1 protein-coding gene is annotated in these 3,119 nt (G+C 67.8%); it reads left to right on the forward strand.

Features of this window, described 5'->3' with window-relative positions; translation table 11 throughout:
• Positions 1-3,119 (forward strand): trifunctional transcriptional regulator/proline dehydrogenase/L-glutamate gamma-semialdehyde dehydrogenase (gene putA, locus DBR12_RS18780; RefSeq protein WP_369861671.1); only part of this gene is annotated, 3,119 nt, incomplete at both ends.

Here is a 3,119-nt window from a genome sequence, read left to right on the forward strand (position 1 = left end):
GCCCCGCACGCCGCTCTCCAACCCGCTGCGCGCAGCCATCACCGCCGCCACCCGCCGCCCCGAGCCCGAAGCCCTCGCGCCGCTGCTGGCCCAGGCCCGCCTTCCTGCCGATCAAGCAGCGTCGGCCGAACAACTGGCTCTGCGCATTGCCAAGGCGCTGCGCGAACGCAAGGCCAGTGCCGGGCGCGCGGGCATCGTGCAAGGGCTGCTGCAAGAGTTTTCGCTGTCCTCGCAAGAAGGCGTGGCGCTGATGTGCCTGGCCGAGGCGCTGCTGCGCATCCCCGACAAGGCCACACGCGACGCGCTCATCCGCGACAAGATCAGCAACGGCCAGTGGGATGCCCACCTGGGCAAAAGCCCATCCCTGTTCGTCAACGCCGCCACCTGGGGCCTGCTCATCACCGGCAAGCTGGTGGCCACGCACAGCGAGGGCAGCCTGGGCAACTCGCTCAGCCGCCTCATCGGCAAGGGCGGCGAGCCCCTGATCCGCAAGGGCGTGGACATGGCGATGCGCATGATGGGCGAGCAGTTTGTGACCGGCGAAACCATTGACGAAGCCCTGCGCAACGCCCGCACCATGGAAGCCGAGGGCTTTCGCTATTCGTACGACATGCTGGGTGAGGCCGCGCTGACCAGCGAAGACGCCAAGCGCTATTACGCCTCGTACGAGCAAGCCATCCACGCGATTGGCAAGGCCTCTGCCGGGCGCGGCATCTACGAAGGGCCCGGCATCTCCATCAAGCTCTCGGCCCTGCACCCGCGCTACAGCCGCGCGCAGTTTGGTCGGGTGATGGACGAGCTGTACCCGCTGGTACTGCGCCTCACGGCGCTGGCCAAGCAGTACGACATCGGCCTGAACATCGACGCCGAAGAAACCGACCGGTTGGAGTTGTCTCTGGACCTGCTGGAGCGCCTGTGCCACGAGCCCACCCTGGCGGGCTGGAACGGCATTGGCTTTGTGATCCAGGCCTACCAAAAGCGCTGCCCCTTCGTCATCGACTACGTGGTCGACCTGGCCCGCCGCACCCAGCGCCGCCTGATGGTGCGCCTGGTCAAGGGCGCGTACTGGGACAGCGAAATCAAGCGAGCCCAGGTCGATGGCCTGGAGGACTACCCTGTGTACACCCGCAAAGTGCACACCGACATTTCGTACATCGCCTGCGCACGCAAGCTGCTGGCCGCGCCCGAGGCCGTGTACCCCCAGTTCGCCACCCACAACGCCGAGACAGTGGCCACCATCTACCAACTGGCGGGCAGCAACTACTACGCGGGGCAGTACGAGTTCCAGTGCCTGCACGGCATGGGCGAGCCGCTCTATGAGCAGGTGGTGGGCGCCATCGCTGCGGGCAAGCTGGGCCGAGACACAGGAAAGGGCGGCCTGGGCCGCCCGTGCCGCATCTACGCCCCCGTGGGCACGCACGAAACCCTGTTGGCCTACCTGGTGCGCCGCCTGTTGGAGAACGGCGCCAACACATCCTTCGTGAACCGCATTGCCGACGAGACCATCGCACTGGACGAGCTGGTGAAGAGCCCCGTGCAAGTGGTGGACCAGCAAGCTGCGGCAGAAGGCACTGCGGGTTTGCCCCACCCCCGCATTGCCACGCCCCAGGGCCTGTATGGCGCGCACCGCAGCAACTCGCGCGGGCTGGACCTGTCGAACGAAAACACGCTGACCGAGCTGGCCACCACCCTGCAAGCCACGGCAAGCCACACCTGGACGGCAGCGCCCCTGCTGGCTACTGACTTGCCCGCAGGCACCACCCAGCCCGTGCGCAATCCTGCTGACCACAGCGATGTGGTGGGCCAGGTGCAAGAAGCCACCACCGCCGATGTGGACCAGGCACTGGCCCACGCCCAGGCCGCCGCAGCCCCTTGGGCCGCCACGCCGCCCGCCGAGCGCGCAGCGGCCCTGCTGCGCACCGCCGACCTGCTGGAGGCCCGCATGCAGCCCCTGCTGGGCCTGCTGATGCGCGAAGCGGGCAAGAGCGCCAGCAACGCCGTGGCCGAAGTGCGCGAGGCCGTGGACTTCCTGCGCTACTACGCGGCCCAGGTGCAAAGCACGTTCGACAACGCCACCCAAATACCCCTGGGCCCGGTGGCCTGCATCAGCCCCTGGAACTTCCCGCTCGCCATCTTCATGGGCCAGGTGGCCGCAGCCCTGGCCGCAGGCAACCCCGTGCTGGCCAAACCCGCCGAGCAAACCCCGCTGATCGCCGCCGAAGCCGTGCGCCTGCTGTGGCAGGCCGGTGTGCCCCGCGCTGCCGTGCAACTGCTACCCGGCCAGGGCGAAACCGTGGGCGCGCGTTTGATCGGCGATGCCCGCGTGATGGGCGTGATGTTCACCGGCTCCACCGAAGTCGCCCGCATCCTGCAGCGCACCGTGGCCGGGCGGCTGGATGCCGCAGGCCGCCCCATCCCGCTGATTGCCGAAACGGGTGGGCAGAACGCGATGATCGTGGACTCGTCCGCGCTGGTGGAACAGGTGGTGGGCGATGCAGTGTCGTCGGCGTTTGACAGCGCAGGCCAGCGCTGCTCGGCACTGCGCGTGCTGTGCGTGCAGGAAGAAGCAGCAGACCGCGTGGTCGAGATGCTGCAAGGCGCCATGGGCGAGCTGCGCGTGGGCAACCCCGGCGCGCTGCGCGTGGACGTGGGCCCGGTGATTGACGCCGAAGCACAGGCAGGCATCACCCAGCACATCGACAAATTCAAGGCCCAAGGCCACCGGGTGTTCCAGCACCCCAATCACGTTTCGGCCATCAGCGCACCGGGCACCTTTGTGCCGCCCACCTTGATCGAACTGAAGCACATCAGCGAGCTGCAGCGCGAAGTTTTTGGTCCTGTACTGCACCTGGTGCGCTACGCCCGCAACGACCTGGACCAGTTGCTCGACCAGATCAATGTCACCGGCTACGGCCTCACGCAGGGCGTGCACACCCGCATCGACGAAACCATTGCCCGCGTGGTCAACCGCGCCCATGCGGGCAACGTTTACGTGAACCGCAACATGGTGGGCGCCGTGGTGGGCGTACAGCCTTTTGGCGGGGAAGGCTTGTCCGGCACCGGCCCCAAGGCCGGCGGGCCGCTGTACCTGCTGCGACAGCAGGCGCAGCAGGTACAGC

Source organism: Acidovorax sp. HMWF029, assembly GCF_003060895.1.
In the GTDB taxonomy this organism is placed as follows: domain Bacteria; phylum Pseudomonadota; class Gammaproteobacteria; order Burkholderiales; family Burkholderiaceae_C; genus Acidovorax.